Origin of the sequence: Thiocapsa bogorovii, from assembly GCF_021228795.1 — a bacterium.
GTDB classification, from domain to species: Bacteria; Pseudomonadota; Gammaproteobacteria; order Chromatiales; family Chromatiaceae; genus Thiocapsa; species Thiocapsa bogorovii.
Genome location: NZ_CP089309.1, coordinates 1,298,280 through 1,312,006, shown reverse-complemented (window position 1 = coordinate 1,312,006; position 13,727 = coordinate 1,298,280). Strand labels below are relative to the sequence as shown.

At 62.4% G+C, this 13,727-nt stretch carries 12 protein-coding genes; 5 read left to right on the top strand and 7 right to left on the bottom strand.

Annotated features, from left to right (window positions below; all coding sequences use genetic code 11):
- Positions 1-3 precede the first annotated feature (3 nt).
- Both LT988_RS05920 and LT988_RS05915 read right to left on the bottom strand, forming a co-directional pair.
- Entirely contained in the window at positions 4-2,010 is a 2,007-nt protein-coding gene (locus tag LT988_RS05920; protein WP_232409290.1) for a sensor histidine kinase, read from the bottom strand.
- Positions 2,011-2,036: 26 nt separating this feature from the next.
- A complete protein-coding gene (locus LT988_RS05915; protein WP_232409289.1) occupies positions 2,037-2,363 on the bottom strand; it encodes a hypothetical protein in 327 nt (108 codons plus the stop codon).
- Between the two features lie 360 nt (positions 2,364-2,723).
- On the opposite strand from LT988_RS05915, the gene LT988_RS05910 reads away from it, so the two are divergent.
- Positions 2,724-3,716: a TAXI family TRAP transporter solute-binding subunit gene (locus LT988_RS05910; RefSeq protein ID WP_232409288.1), complete on the top strand. Its 993-nt coding sequence runs from the start codon at positions 2,724-2,726 to the stop codon at positions 3,714-3,716.
- Between the two features lie 556 nt (positions 3,717-4,272).
- Here the strand turns inward: LT988_RS05910 and LT988_RS05905 are convergent.
- Entirely contained in the window at positions 4,273-4,542 is a 270-nt protein-coding gene (locus LT988_RS05905) for a glutaredoxin domain-containing protein (RefSeq protein WP_232409287.1), read from the bottom strand.
- Between the two features lie 53 nt (positions 4,543-4,595).
- Positions 4,596-5,168: a hypothetical protein gene (locus LT988_RS05900; RefSeq protein WP_232409286.1), complete on the bottom strand. Its 573-nt coding sequence runs from the start codon at positions 5,166-5,168 to the stop codon at positions 4,596-4,598.
- A 566-nt stretch (positions 5,169-5,734) separates the two neighbouring features.
- Here LT988_RS05900 and LT988_RS05895 point away from each other — a divergent pair.
- Positions 5,735-7,165, top strand: a complete 1,431-nt coding sequence (locus LT988_RS05895; RefSeq protein WP_232409285.1) for a dynamin family protein — start codon at positions 5,735-5,737, stop codon at positions 7,163-7,165.
- Between the two features lie 525 nt (positions 7,166-7,690).
- Here the strand turns inward: LT988_RS05895 and LT988_RS05890 are convergent.
- The gene (locus LT988_RS05890; protein WP_232409284.1) at positions 7,691-7,885 is read right to left on the bottom strand and encodes a hypothetical protein; all 195 of its coding nucleotides are present in this window, start codon (positions 7,883-7,885) and stop codon (positions 7,691-7,693) included.
- Positions 7,878-8,231, bottom strand: coding sequence for a type II toxin-antitoxin system VapC family toxin (locus LT988_RS05885; protein WP_232409283.1), 354 nt, complete (start codon positions 8,229-8,231; stop codon positions 7,878-7,880). The genes LT988_RS05890 and LT988_RS05885 overlap by 8 nt, the downstream gene beginning before the upstream one ends.
- Before the next feature lie 115 nt (positions 8,232-8,346).
- Between LT988_RS05885 and LT988_RS05880 the strand changes: the two genes are divergently transcribed.
- From LT988_RS05880 to LT988_RS05870, 3 genes are all read left to right on the top strand, one after another.
- Positions 8,347-9,645, top strand: coding sequence for an IS256 family transposase (locus tag LT988_RS05880; protein WP_232406689.1), 1,299 nt, complete (start codon positions 8,347-8,349; stop codon positions 9,643-9,645).
- Between the two features lie 302 nt (positions 9,646-9,947).
- Positions 9,948-11,489 (top strand): transposase, encoded by a 1,542-nt coding sequence (locus LT988_RS05875; protein ID WP_232409183.1) that lies wholly within the window; start codon positions 9,948-9,950, stop codon positions 11,487-11,489.
- A 494-nt stretch (positions 11,490-11,983) separates the two neighbouring features.
- Positions 11,984-12,565, top strand: coding sequence for a beta-class carbonic anhydrase (locus LT988_RS05870; protein ID WP_232409282.1), 582 nt, complete (start codon positions 11,984-11,986; stop codon positions 12,563-12,565).
- A 217-nt stretch (positions 12,566-12,782) separates the two neighbouring features.
- Here LT988_RS05870 and LT988_RS05865 read toward each other — a convergent pair whose 3' ends face one another.
- Entirely contained in the window at positions 12,783-13,442 is a 660-nt protein-coding gene (locus LT988_RS05865; protein WP_232410523.1) for an ABC transporter ATP-binding protein, read from the bottom strand.
- Between the last annotated feature and the right edge of the window lie 285 nt (positions 13,443-13,727).

Here is a 13,727-nt window from a genome sequence, read left to right as displayed (position 1 = left end):
TGCTTAGCTGTTTTTATCATGGCTGGCCACGCGCAGCGTAAAGCAGAACATCGCACCGCCAGCGGGGTTGGGCTCGTACCAAAGTCGTCCGCCGTGGGCTTCAATGATCTCTTGGCAAATCGACAGGCCCATGCCCATGCCGCCGCTCTTAGTGGAATGCAGCGGTTCGAAGATGGCCTCGACCTGCTGCGACGGTACCCCGGGTCCCCGGTCCGAGACGCAGACCTGGACGTCGCCGTCGATCCTTTCGGCATGGACGCGCACACGGCGATCGCTCGCTTCGTCACCGCAGACCGACTGAAGCGCGTTCTGTAGCAGGTTGACCAACACCAATTGGACCTGAAGGCCGTCGGCAAGGACGGCGGGGAGCTCTCCGGCGGACGTGCAGTCGATGATGCAGCCACGCCTCTCGGTCTCCAGCTCCATCATCCTGACCGCCTCTTTCAAGGTCGCGCAGAGCGGCAGCGGCTCCAGGGCGACCTGCTTGGTACTGATGAATGCCCGCACCTTATGGGTGATCTCACCCGCCCGAGTCGCTTGGCCCTCGATCTTCTCGAACAAGGCTTGCAGCTTGGAGGTTTGATCGTTGCCACTGCGCAGGCGCCGTTTCGCCGCCTGGGCGTAGTTCTGGATAGCGATCAGCGGCTGATTGATCTCGTGAGCAATGGCCGTGGCCATCGCGCCGAGGCTGCGCTGCTTGCCGTATCGGGCGAGTGCTGCGCGCAGTGCGATCATGTCGTTCATGGTCTGCTTGCCGCGGGCGTTCTCGTCGCGCAGTGCGAGCTCGGTCCGCTGCAAGCGTCTCCGGTTCACGAACAGGGCCGCGATCAGCAGCCCCTGCAAGGCGATGACGAGAGCCCCGGTGGCGATCGCGCCTGGATGTTCCTGCAGCAGCGAGGGTTGGCGGTTGCGGATGCGGCTGCCCGCGGGCAATCGGTCGTCGTCGATCCGCCAACGCGCAAGCGCCGGGGCGTCGAAGATCGCCGGGTTGTGCAGCCGGTTGACGACAGGTATCGCTTGCGGCGCTTCGCCCCGGAGGATGCGCACGCCCATCTCTGCCGCGCGAAACCCGTCGTCCTCCAGAGCAACCAGGCGACCGCCGACGATACCGGTGCCGATCAGGGTGTCCCAGAGACCATAGGTCGGCACGCTGGCGACATCGACGACATCGCGAAGGATGCTATGCGGCGTGTAGGCATTGCCGGCTCGGTCCTGATATTGGATCAGGTAGAGGATCACCGTTCGGGCCGGCAGCCGACTGACCGCCTCCGAGAGCTCGTTCGATGGCAGACCCTTCAACCAGACAAGGTCAGGGCGGGTCTTCAGTGATTGAAATGCCTGTTCTGCAAGGCGCTCGTACCATTGGCCATACGCACCGGCCCCGACGATCACGGCCACCCGCTCGGTGTCGGGATGCAGCGCCAATGCCAATTCCAGCGTGCCGGCGATGTCGGCATTGAAAGTGACGCCGGTCATGGTCGCCGGCAGTTTGTGTGCGCCCACGATGCGGCCATCCGCGTCGCAGAACACGATCGGCACACCAGGAAACAGCTCTTCCCCATAGTTGAACAGAAACTCGAAGGCCGGCGTGTAGGTCGCGATGACCAGCTCAGGCCTGTAGTCGCGGTACTTATGGCCATAGCTGCGGCGTAGCTCAGCGACGTAGTTTGCATCGTCGACGCGCGTCAGATCAGGCGCTTCGACATCGATTTGGACTTGCATGTCAGGCGCCGAGGCAAATCCCCGCACGATACCTTTATACCAATCCGTGTTCGCGGGCAGGCTGCTTCTGTGCGAATGCAACACCAGCACCCGGTAGGGCTCGCCGCGATCTTGGGCCGGCAGCGCGGGGGAAATGAACAAGAGAGCGAAGAGTGCAGCGATCCGCATCGCGCTCATCTGGCCGGAGCCGAACAAAGAGCCGAACAACGTGTTGCGCCAGCGCTGGAGGGTGCAGATCGGCTCAACATCGCGGCCCCGCCGTGCTTGACTGTACGGGATTGGTCTCATGCGTCTGAGGATACCGTCAACCTTCGTTACCCGCATGACAAAGACCCAAGATGGGCAAAGCCTGGCTCACAAACCACGACAACAGCAGTGGTGGACACCGGCGCGGTGGCGGCAGCGGCTATGGGCCGGGCGGCTTCGCGAGGGGAAAACAGGTGACCGACACCGTCTTCGAAGTAGCCCGGCGTAACCACCAGGGTGTCGCTGTCCAGCTCACTCAGCCGTTGCAACAGCGCATCGGTCGGCAGGCCGGCGAGAAACTCGGCGTTCAGCTCGGTCGATTCACCGAGAGTCTCGCGCAGGGCGGCTTCGAACTCGAGATTCGCCGGCGGTAAGCGATGGTTGGAATACAGCACGAGGACGTACGGGATCTCCGCGGCCGGGGCGGCCGGCGCAAACAAGAGCCAGCGCGCGGCCCAAAGTATCGACACCGATCCCTGCTTTGCTCGACACATCATTAAGAAGCGACCTCGCGAGAAATAGGGGAAGATGCGGCTTGGGACTGCCGCGTACTTTAGCGGGTGAAAGTCCCGCTCGGGTAGTCGCCAGAGCCCTGCCGTTTGTCCGCTAACGTCTGCTTGGCGGCTCACGGCTTGTCGTTATCCAGATGGACTCCCGGAAATTTCAACCGAGTTTCGAGGGCCAAGGTCTCGCTGGCGACACAGGGCGATTGATACCATGCCGTGCTAAAAACTGAAGCGTCCCTCGAACCTCGCATGTCCAAGCTTCCCCCTATGCACTCGAGCACCTCCCGATTATTACTCGCGCTGCTCCTAATGGCGGCCATTCCGGTCGCCTCCGGCGAATCGGCCCAAAGCGCTCGCACCGAAGCCACCACGCTAGTGCTCGGTACCGCTACTCCAGGTGGCGGCTTCCAGCTGTTCGGTCAAACGCTGGCAGACGTCATCAACGCGATCGACCCGAGCCTCCGTATTGAGACCGTCGCCACACAGGGCAGCAGCGAGAACCTTACCCTGCTGGAGGCGGGCGCCGTGGATATCGGTCTGGTCGAGGGCAACGCCGCACACAATTCGTTGCAGGGTCTTGGGCGGACATCGGCCGACTTGAAGGTGGTATCGGTCATGTATCCGAACCCAGGCATGTTCGTCGTACGCGCCGATTCCCCCTACCAACGCATCGAGGATCTCAAGGCCAGACCCGTCGCCTTCGGTACCCATGCATCCGGGCTGCGCCTGCTTGCCTACGACGTGCTCGACGGCATCGGGTTGAACCCCGAAACGGACTTCAATCCTGTCATCCTTGAGCGCGCCGCGGACGGTCCGCGCCTGCTGCTGGAGGGCAAGGTTGAGGCGTTATGGGGAGCAGGCATCGGCTGGCCTGGCTTCGTTCGCGCCGCGGATAGCGCGTCGGGCGCACGCTTCATCGCACCGACCGGCGAGCAGGTGGAGCAGATCCTCACCAGGCATCCGCATCTGCGCGCCATGTCGGTACCCGCGGGCAGTTATCGAGGTCAGAAGCAACGCATCGACTCGGTGGGTCTCTGGTCCCTGATCCTCACGCGGCCGCAATTGCCCGATGCCCTCGCGTACCGTCTTGCGGAGGCGATTCATCGCGGTGCGCAGCCGCTCTCGGCGCGCCTCGCGCAATGGCGCTTCACGACCATGCAGAATACCGCGACGCAGGTGCCGGCCGAGCATCTGCATCCTGGCGTCGTCCGCTACCTGCGGGAACAGGGGTCGTCTGACTGACCCGGCTTGTGGCGACTCGCGCAGACAAGGCCACGGGATGTACGGCCAGTCGCCGTCATCTGCAGACCTGCCTCGGTTCAACCATGTCCAGCCCGTCGGCGATGATGGCCATCGCTCTGGCAGTCGTCTCTTCCAGGCTCCAGACCCCTATTGCTGCCGTGGCTTGCGCATAGTCGCAGAAGTCGCGCGGTGCTCGGCCGAGCGCCCGTTGAACGCGGTCGGTCAGGTTACAGATGATGCACGAGGTCCCCACTCATCCATGGACCTTGGCCACCCCGCGAAACGGATCGGCGCGTCCCGTTCAGGGCTCGCGCGCCGCTTTCACGCCATCGCCGGGCAGCCGCCGATGGCGTTCATCACCGAGTTGTCATTTTCAGGAGTGGAGTGAAGAAAATTTCTAAAGTCGGATGCACGCCCATCACCAAGTTGGTTCGGGGGCGACCGGACCCGGCATGCGAGCAGACCGCTTACGATCCGAAGCGGACACCCCCACGAACCGCGGGGGGTGTCAGGAAATTTCACTCCCCTCTCGCGGACGTCAGTCTCGAATCCGGGATTAGGACTGCACTCGCGAACCCAGTAGCTTCCGCAACCGCCCGTCGGCCTCCAGCATCATCAACTCCTCTTCTCCCCCGATATGTTCATCATTAATGAATATCTGGGGGTAGTGCTTGAGCCCGCAGCGCCGGAACATCTCGTCTTTCTCAAGCGGCATCAAATCGATCAGATGGTCGACATATTCGATGCTGTATCGGTCCAACAGCGCCCGAACGTCAACGCATTTCCGGCAGTTGCTTGTGCCGTAAATCTCTACTTTTGCAGTCATTCTGATCTCGAATTAGAGAAGCGATCGTGTCGCGAAAGGAGATGTCGATCGGACTACCTCTCGGTGTCTGCGCGGTCACTCTCTGCACCGGCCCCTGACAACAGGAAATTGATGTAAGGCGCATAGAGCAGCACCTGGCCTTGCGCAATACCGAGCTCATTGAATGCTTCCGCGACGCGTTGCAGGCAGTGCGGGATATCCGGCGTCTGCTTTAGTTCCTCCAAGGCAGCAAGCAAGGCCTCGATCTCCTGCGGGTCCACGTATCTCCGCAGCATATCAATCGATTCAGTGACTCCGTCGACGTTGACATCGACGACCTTATCCGGGACGCGAGGCCGGCCGAAATCCTCCTCGATAATCCGTCGCCGCATCGTGCTCACGAATTGATTAAAGGTCTCCCTGTCCGGCTCATCGAGAAACAACTCAACCAGTGGCTCTCTGTTCACCTGGCTGACAAACGCAAGCGTCGAACCCGATATCAGAGGCTCAGGGTCCAAGACGTTCAAAACGACGCTCAAAGACTCCGTTCTGAGCGGCGACTTGATGATGTACCGAACCTCGTCATCGACAAGCTCAAATTCCCGAGAACCTTTGATCGCATGCGTCTGCGCGAGCATTGTAGTCATGGGGTACGGTAATGTCCGATTTACAAGCTCTGTACGGAGCTAGGTTGAGGGGAAGGGCCAAATGGATCTTGACTTTCGTAAAGGTGGGTTCTTGTCTGCCGGAGTTCACCAGAAGACCTCTTGGCTTGCTCACCATACCTCAGCTTCGCCTGTACTGCGCCTACCTCGCCTACCTCGCCGGTGCCGGTACCGCGTGCGGCACAGCCTCCCGGAAGCCCCACCTTCAGCGGCAGACACGAGCGTAGGCAGGTCGCCGGAGCAGCCCCGGTCAACGGCGCTTCGTGCCGACCCCGAGAAACTAGTACACGCGGAGATAAGAGGCACCTGACCGGCCACTCCCGCCTCAGACCACAAATCCGCCCGAGCCGGTTCTCGGGTGTCGGGAAGTTTTACACCCCGCTGGTCGTTCTCGACCCAAAAGCGACACGGACCGTCGCAGTGCCTTTGACCGGATTCTGAACGTTAGCCTCTCCAACCAGCTCGACTTGCATGCAACGGCTCGCTTGGATTCCCGATTCCTGTCCCCTATAAATCCCCTTTTACCCTTATCCCTTCTGCATCCCGTCATGGAAAAAATCGCTGTCCAGATCCGCGGCTTCTACGACGACCTTCTCGACCCGCTGGCAAAAGAGTTCTTTTTCCGACGTCCCCCAACTCTGGGCGAATTGCGTCGGCCGCCGCAGGTCTTGCTCTTGGGCAATCATTCATCGGGGAAGTCCACTTTTGTCAACTATCTCCTGGGCGACGACGTTCAGAACACCGGGGTCGCTCCCACGGATGACGGGTTCACGATCATCACCCATGGCGCGACCGCGACCGAGCGAGATGGGGCTGCTGTCGTGAGTAATCCGGACTTGCCCTACGAGGGGCTCCGGCCCTTTGGTAGCCAATTGGTTTCACATGTGAGGCTGAAGCTGCGCCCCGCTGAACTATTGCAAACGGTGACGTTGATCGACAGCCCGGGCATGATCGACGCTGCCAAGGACGAGACCGGGCGTGGTTATGACTTCCCCGGTGTGGTGCGTTGGTTCGCCGAACGCGCCGACCTTGTGCTGGTCTTCTTTGATCCGGATAAGCCCGGGACGACGGGCGAAACACTCCAGGTCTTCCGCGAGTCCTTATCGGGCATCGACCATAAGATGCTGATCGTCCTGAACAAGGTGGATCAGTTCCAGAGCTTGCACGACTTCGCGCGGGCCTACGGAGCCCTCTGCTGGAACCTGGGAAAGGTGATCCCGCGCAAAGACTTGCCGATGATCTATAACACCTTTGTACCGGTGGCCGACAAGCCGAAGTCGCGCCTACCGATGGAGGACTTTGAGAAAGCGCGAAACGACCTGATCGGTGAGTTACGCCGTGCACCGACCCGGCGGATGGACAACCAGATCACACAGATCCAGGCCTATGCTGAGCGGCTCCGGCTGCACGCGATGGTGATCGGCGAGGCCGCCAACAGGCTAAGATCGGTCCGCGCGCGGTGGGTCGGTCTCTCGATCCTGCTCTTGGGCGGGCTGAGCGCTGCCGCGTTTGCCACGGGCATGGTAGTGGCGTTGCCAGGGATTGCATTGGCCGCAGTCCTGGCTTTCGTTGTTATCGGGTATGTAACGCTCCCGCGGACCAAACGGCGTCTGATTGCTCGCTTCGACCAGATCTTCGAAGAGCTGCATGATCGAGAGTTGCTGTTGCTCGACCGGGCGGAGGACCTGCGCATGATATGGGAAGAGGTCAGCCCACGCGCCCGCGAGATTGCTGAAAAGCGCGGCCTTCAGTCGTTCGAGAAGATGCGTTGGGACGACCGCGAGCGCCTTGAAGAACTGACGGGCAGGCTGATTCCTCAGCTTCGGAGCGAACTCTACAACGCCATGCGTGATAACGAGGCGCCAGCACCCGCGTTGGAGCAGGATCGCCCGGCGATGTTCCCTGCCCCAGAGCCGCGCCGTCCGCGACTGGTCGAAGGTGTCGGGTCCGAGACACCTAGGCGTAAGACTTTCTTTTGAGGTAGCGGGCTGGCGCGGGTTGACTTGGCTCAACGCGCGATTGCCTGGACACGCACGTCCGGCCTGCGGGAAATCGGGACGTAACACGAAATCCAGGGGATATCGCACCGATCCCAATCCGTCTTCTTTCGCTCCTGAAGAACAGCTGCCGTGTTCGCTTGCGGTCTCGACTTCCGGCGTCGAGATGCCGCTCATCGATCCGAGGTCGATGTCCGAAGTTGGCCGACTGCTGTCGGTCAGCCGTGTCGGAGTCCTACGACGAACGGGCGTGCAGCCCACTGACAGCGCAAGATCCAAAGGAGATATCGGGCCTGCCGTTAACGCTCCCTATCAGCGGCGGCGCAGAGCGCCGTCCGCTGCAACCGATCATCAGCTGTTGTTTCCAAAATGATCTCGTCACAGATTCCGAAGATTCGCTCACCTGACTTCCGCCGATCTTTCCGCACTGCGGCAACGGCCGAGAGGCGGCGGAAGGGTCCGGTCTCGACCCATAGGAGACATCAGCCTTGCCCTGAAGGCTTGCGCTCAGCCGCGCGAGATACCGACTTCGGCTGGAGCGCCTTGTTCGGCTCTCAGGTCTCGCTCGTCGCAGTGGAATCTGCCGCGGCGAGAAGATTGTTTCTGTAGGAAATACTCGGCCAGTTCGTCGATGTCGTAGCGGTGCTCGTTGGCTATCTTGTCTTTTGTGGCCCAAAGTTCCTTCATTACCTCGTCAGTCATCGTCATGGACTCCCATTAACTCGATTGGGGTTGCTATCTCGGGACATTGGTAACCCTCGCTTTCTATGACGTTTCTGATCTTTGGCTTCAGCTCGGCGTTGTCAATGTGCCGACAATTCCAGGTGAGCAGAAACTCCATGCCGTTCACCGCGGCAACGGCCAAGTGCAACGCATCGTCCAGCGCTGTTTTTGGTACTGCGCCTCGTTCAATCAGCGCCTTGGAGAGCGCCACGGATTTCTTGTCAAGTTGCAGGACCTCAATATCTTCAAGTGCCCGAAGTCGTCGCGACGCTGCTGACTCATCGCCTCGGCCTGCCTCTTCTACGACCACCTCTGAGATGTACAAGGAGCTATGCTCGATTCTGGTGTATGAGCGGGGACTGATAGAGCTTGAGCAGGCGGCGCACCGTTGCTGACAATGTGGTTGTCGAGACCCAAAGCAGCAACGAGAGAGGTGCGCCATGAGCGACGATACGAGTACGGGGGCCCGCCGTGCAAGAGGGGATCGGGGCGAGGTGCTGGCCGAGCTGGGCCTGCCGCTGGAGGAGCTGGTGCGCCGCGGGGCGCGCGACATCCTGCAGCGGGCCATCGAGGCGGAGGTGGAGCAGCTGCTCGAGGAGTTTGCCGGGGTGTCGCTGATGGACGGACGCCGGGCGGTGGTGCGCAACGGTTATCTGCCGGCGCGCGAGATCCTCACCACGGTGGGTCCGGTGGAGGTGCAGGTGCCTAAGGTACGCGACCGCTCCGGGGCCGGGGTGAAGTTCAACTCCGCGCTGGCCCCGCCGTACGTGCGCCGCAGTGCCCGGGTCGCCGCGGCGCTGCCGTGGCTCTATCTGAAGGGGATCTCCAGCGGCGACCTCGGGGAGGCGTTGGAGGTGCTGGTGGGAGAGGACGCCAAAGGGCTCTCCGCGGCGGCTCTGGGCCGGCTCAAGGCCGCGTGGGCCGAGGAGTACAAGGACTGGACCCAGCGCAGCCTCGAAGGCCGGCAGTACGCCTACTGGTGGGTCGACGGCATCTACACGACACTGCGCGAGAGCGACGATCCCAAGCTCTGCCTGCTGGTGATCATCGGGGTGCGGCCCGACGGCACCAAGGAGTGGGTCGCCATCGTCGACGGGTTGCGTGAATCCACCGAATCCTGGCTCGATGTGCTGCGCGATCTGAAGGCACGTGGTCTGCAGACGGGTCCGCGCTTGGCCGTCGGCGACGGGGCGCTGGGGTTCTGGGGTGCGCTTGAGCAGGTCTACCCCGAGACCGCGCATCAGCGCTGCTGGTTCCACAAGATGGGCAACGTGCTCAATGCCTTGCCCAAGTCGTTGCAAGGCAAGGCGAAGGCGGATCTGCAGGCGATCTGGATGGCGCCGACCCGCAAGCAGGCCGACCAAGCCTTTAAGCGCTTCATCAACCGCTATGGGGCCAAATATCCCAAGGCCACCGAGAAGCTCGAGAAGGACCGCGAGGCCCTGCTCGCCTTCTTCGCCTTCCCGGCCGAGCACTGGGTGCACCTGCGCACCACCAACCCCATCGAGTCGACCTTCGCCACCGTGCGCCATCGCACCGGCCGGACCAAGAACTGCGTCACCCGCGCGACCTTCCTCGGCCTGGCCTTCAAGATGAGCGAAGAGGCCGCCAAGACCTGGCGGCGCATCCGTGCCCCCGAGAAAGTGGCCGAACTGCTCGGCGGGACACGTTACGAAGACGGGATTCCGGTGTCCGACGACCCACCGGAGACCCAAGAGGAGCAACGGGAAGCCGCCTGATCAAACTCTGGCCCTATGGTCATACACCAGATTTGACAATAGCTCGTACAAGTCAAATCGGCCCCTTTGCGTTTCCCACCAATCGACCGTTTCCCTTTGCCACGCAGCAGCGATCAAATTGTTGGATGGCCGCGCGGTGAGGTAGGAGACGATGGACGTTTCGATGTAGATCTTAGCCATTTAGATCTCGTAGATTACGATCGATCCCTTCGAAGCCGAACAAGTGGTTGTCCCTAAAAAGAGCAGTTAAACCTTGCCTCGAGTGATCCAAGCCGCTGAAATATCGGCGCAAGGAGGTCCCCATGAGCAACCCGATCCCTCACCCGCAGGGTGAACCCGAAACCACCGCATTGGTACCGCATGCCGGCCCGGTTGCGGTGGACACCTTTGGCGGCCGCGTCCACGTCGAGTGGGATGCGCAGGCGGCGGTCACCCCGCTGGGGCAGCTGCCGTTCTTCACCGAGTTTTTGCGCCTGGGCGGGCGCTTCGATGCCTGGGTCGAGAGCTGCCCGCTGAAGCTGACCAGCCCGAACGCCCCGAGCACGCGCGACGTTCTCGGTACCGCCATCCTGGCGGTGCTGTCCGGGCATCAGCGCGATGCCCACATCAGTGCCCTGCGCGGCGACACCATCAACGCCGCCCTGCTGGGCATGGAGGCGGTGGTGAGCGAGGACTCGGTGCGCCGCAACCTCGGCAAGCTCGATGAAGCCGACGGGGTGGCCTGGTTGCAGAACCACCTGGACGCCTGCGTGGCGCCGGTGCCGGGCGTGCCCTGGATTCTCGATACCGACGTGACGGTCAAGCCGCTCTACGGGCATCAAGAGGGTGCGCTCAAGGGCTACAACCCGCACAAGCCGGGGCGCCCTTCGCACACCGACCACACCTATTTCGTCGCCGGTCTGCGTCTGATCCTGGACGTGGAGGTGCTGGACGGCAACCAAACCGCGTCCAAGTACAGCGCGCCGGGGCTGTGGGAGTTGCTCGCGCGCCTGCCGCGGGCGCACTGGCCGCTGTGCATTCGCGGCGACCGCGATTGGGGCACCCAAGCCAACATGGCACGGGCCGAGCAGGAGGGGATCCCGTATCTGTTCAAGCTGCGCATGACCTCCAAGGTCAAGCAGACCGTCGAGCGCCTGATGCGCGATGCCGAGTGGTGCGATGCCGGTCAAGGCTGGCAGGGGGCCGAGACGACCCTGCGTCTGTCGGGCTGGAGCCGTGCCCGGCGCGCCGTCGTGCTGCGCCGGCGCATCAAGGCCGACCTGGCCGTCGTCGAGCAGGGTGATCCCGAGCAGCTGCGCCTGAGCTTCGCCGAGCTCACCGACGAGACGATCGTCTACGAGTACGCCGTGCTGGTGACCTCGCTGCCCCATGAGATCCTGAGCGTGGCGCAACTCTATCGCGATCGCGCCGACGCGGAGAATCCCTTCGACGAGCTCAAGAACCATTGGGGCTGGGGCGGCTTCACCACCCGCGACATCAAGCGCTGCCGCTTCATGGCGCGCATCACCGCCTTGACCTACAACTGGTGGAGCCTGTTCGTGCGCCTGGCCGACCCGACTCGGCACACCGAGGCGATCACCAGCCGCCCGCTGCTGCTCAGCGCACCGGCACGACTGACCCGTCACGGCGGGCAGACGCGCCTGACCATCAGCCATCCCCATGCCGAAGCCGGGTGGGTGGAGGCGACCTGCCGCGAGATCACGGCCTTCTTCAACACGCTGCGCCGAACTGCGGAGCAGTTGAGTCCCCTGCAACGCTGGTACCGGCTCCTCTCGCGGGCGCTGGTGAAGTATCTCAACGGCCGCCAATTGCAGCCGCCGGCGGTGTTACCGGCGCCGGCGTAGCCGCCGAACCGCCGGTATGTGTACTCGCCCGCGGGCCGAAAACGCTCCGCGACGGGCGCTAACTGCTCTTTTTAGGTTGTCTGGTTTTCGGAGAACTCCCGTGAACGGCATGTTTCCCAGAAGCACGAGACACCCGTGGACCGATGAGGAGCGCCGCGACCGTCGAGGGGGTTGCGGTCCATGCGAACTTAGCACAGGTCGCGTTTGGTCCGCTCCTGGCCGGTTGCCGCCGTTAGAGCCGGCTGAACCGGTTCAAGAGCGGAGGCTTATTCCGAAGCTAGGCGTGAAATTGTGCGCTGATCGCGGTCCCGGGGTCCGTTCCGAGATCAACGGATCGTCAATCCCCGCCCGGTTCTGATTGCGAAAACGACGTCCAATCTGCCGCCAGTCGAAAAACCGAGCAAACCGCCCCATCTCGACCGAGGGCGGGCATTTCGATCGAGCGCCGACGCACCGCCCTCGACAACAGGCGCACCCACCTGAAGAGGATCATCATGAGCCAGACACTCGAAGAGGTCTTGAACGCTAACGCCGCCTATGCAGCCGACTTCGACAAGGGCGACTTACCGATGCCGCCGGGGCGACACTTCGCCATTTTGACGTGCATGGATGCGCGCCTCGATCCGGCTAAATACGCCGGGCTCGCCGAGGGCGACGCGCACGTCATCCGCAACGCAGGCGGTCGCGCCAGCGACGACGCTATCCGCTCGCTCGTCATCTCCTACAAACTGCTCGGAACCCGAGAGTGGTTCGTCATCCATCACACCGATTGCGGCATGGAGACCTTTAGCGACGAAGTCATGCGCGGTCTGCTCGCCAGTAGTCTGAAGACCGCCAGTGTCGATGCCGCCGGCTGGCACGACAGTGGCGAGGGGCCGGGTTCAACCGAGGGGAATTACGTGGACTGGCTGACGATCAAAGACAACGCGCAAAGCGTGGTCGAAGATGTTCAGCGCATCCGTCAGCACCCGCTTGTTCCGGCCGACATTCCGATCTACGGCTATATCTACGACGTCCGTACCGGCAAGCTGGTCGAGGTTCCGGAAGCGACTCGGGTCGGGACCGCATCGGCTTGACCTAAACGCTGAGAGATGGTCGTGACGCTGCACCCACGATTCCCCGCGGTCTATGCCTTGCCCTGACGCCTTTGGGGGGCTCTGAGCATGCAAAACAAGGTGGAACGAGGTACTAGACCAAACAACCATCTAAACCGCGTCCACACCAACAGACGTTGACCCGGACGCGGTCAAGATCTGCTCCAACCCTAAATCTGGCGTTGGGACGCGGTTTAGATCACCAGTCCAGCTCGGCAGGATCCCTTCGACGCGCGTTGACCTGAATCTCCTGCACCCGCCCGTCGGCCAAACGGATCACCCGGTCGGCCATGTCGGCGATCACGGCGTTGTGTGTGATGACGGCCGTGGTGGTGCCGAGATCCCGGTTGATCTGCTGGATGACCTGTAAGACGCGGATGCCTGTTTTTGAGTCCAAGGCACCCGTGGGTTCGTCGCAGAGCAACACAGCCGGCCGCTTGGCCACGGCCCGGGCGATGGCCACCCGCTGCTGCTCTCCGCCGGAGAGTTGCGACGGGAAGTGGTCCAGACGGTCTTCGAGGCCGACTAGGGCGAGTGCGTCTTCCGGAGACATGGGGTTGGAGCTGATCTCGGTGACGACGGCGACGTTCTCCCGCGCGGTCAGGCTGGAGATCAGATTGTAGAACTGGAAGACGAAGCCGACATGGCGGCGCCGGAAGGCGGTCAGGGCCTTGTCGTCGGCGACCGTCAGATCCTGATCGAGATAGCGGACCCGGCCGCCGGACGCGCGGTCGAGTCCGCCGAGGATGTTCAGGAGGGTGGATTTGCCCGAACCCGATGCCCCGAGCATGACCGCCAGCTCGCCGGCATAAAGCTCGATGTCGACGCCGCGCAGGGCTTGGATATCGACCTCGCCCATGACGTAGGTCTTGGCGAGATTCTCGACGGCGAAGACGATCCGGCAGGGTGTCCGAAATTCGCCGCGTCGCGTCTCATCGCCGGATGGGGATTCGGCCTGTACCATATCGATTCGGCGAATGCGTTTAAACCGCGCCCGGCGCGGCATGCGTCGTGTGTTGGAGTGGCTTGGCCGCGCCGGCTCCGACCACGGTCGGAGCCGGCGCGGTTTAAAGTATTAAAGATATTGAATCTTAAACCGCGTCCCCGCGAAGGGTTGTGGATGCACCAAACTTCACGCTCACTC

Coding starts and splice junctions, on each gene's coding strand:
- LT988_RS05905 (WP_232409287.1), bottom strand. CDS start 4,542: ATGACTGCAAAAGTAGAGATTTACGGCACAAGCAACTGCCGGAAATGC.
- LT988_RS05895 (WP_232409285.1), top strand. CDS start 5,735: ATGGAAAAAATCGCTGTCCAGATCCGCGGCTTCTACGACGACCTTCTC.
- LT988_RS05900 (WP_232409286.1), bottom strand. CDS start 5,168: ATGACTACAATGCTCGCGCAGACGCATGCGATCAAAGGTTCTCGGGAA.
- LT988_RS05910 (WP_232409288.1), top strand. CDS start 2,724: ATGTCCAAGCTTCCCCCTATGCACTCGAGCACCTCCCGATTATTACTC.
- LT988_RS05870 (WP_232409282.1), top strand. CDS start 11,984: ATGAGCCAGACACTCGAAGAGGTCTTGAACGCTAACGCCGCCTATGCA.
- LT988_RS05920 (WP_232409290.1), bottom strand. CDS start 2,010: ATGAGACCAATCCCGTACAGTCAAGCACGGCGGGGCCGCGATGTTGAG.
- LT988_RS05880 (WP_232406689.1), top strand. CDS start 8,347: ATGAGCGACGATACGAGTACGGGGGCCCGCCGTGCAAGAGGGGATCGG.
- LT988_RS05890 (WP_232409284.1), bottom strand. CDS start 7,885: ATGACTGACGAGGTAATGAAGGAACTTTGGGCCACAAAAGACAAGATA.
- LT988_RS05865 (WP_232410523.1), bottom strand. CDS start 13,442: ATGGGCGAGGTCGATATCCAAGCCCTGCGCGGCGTCGACATCGAGCTT.
- LT988_RS05875 (WP_232409183.1), top strand. CDS start 9,948: ATGAGCAACCCGATCCCTCACCCGCAGGGTGAACCCGAAACCACCGCA.